The organism is Acinetobacter sp. ESBL14 (assembly GCF_036668815.1).
Classification (GTDB): Bacteria; Pseudomonadota; Gammaproteobacteria; order Pseudomonadales; family Moraxellaceae; genus Acinetobacter; species Acinetobacter gyllenbergii.
Map to the genome: position 1 here is coordinate 1 of NZ_JAZEVS010000066.1, position 292 is coordinate 292.

Below are 292 nucleotides of genomic sequence, written 5' to 3' on the forward strand. Positions count from 1 at the left end.
TACCACTGATTGGGTCGGTCGCATTGATCGGATCAAGCACTGGTGCATTTGGTGCAACGGTATCAATCGTCAATACTGCGCTATCTGTGCCCACATTGCCCGCTGCATCTGTCGCAGTCACCGTCACAGTATGGTTGCCTTCACCCAAGGTCGGTAAAGTATTGTCCGCCAAGGTCCAAGTACCATCACCATTGTTCACCGCTGGATAGTTCACACCATCCACAGTCACCACAATCGTGGCTGTTGGATCATTCACGGTACCCGTCAATGCAGGGGTTGCATCGTTGCTCAG

General features: G+C 52.4%; 1 protein-coding gene. It reads right to left on the bottom strand.

The genetic code is table 11. From position 1 onward, the window contains the following. A partial coding sequence (locus tag V6E90_RS21650; protein ID WP_332606425.1) for an Ig-like domain-containing protein occupies positions 1-292 on the bottom strand: 292 nt, incomplete at both ends.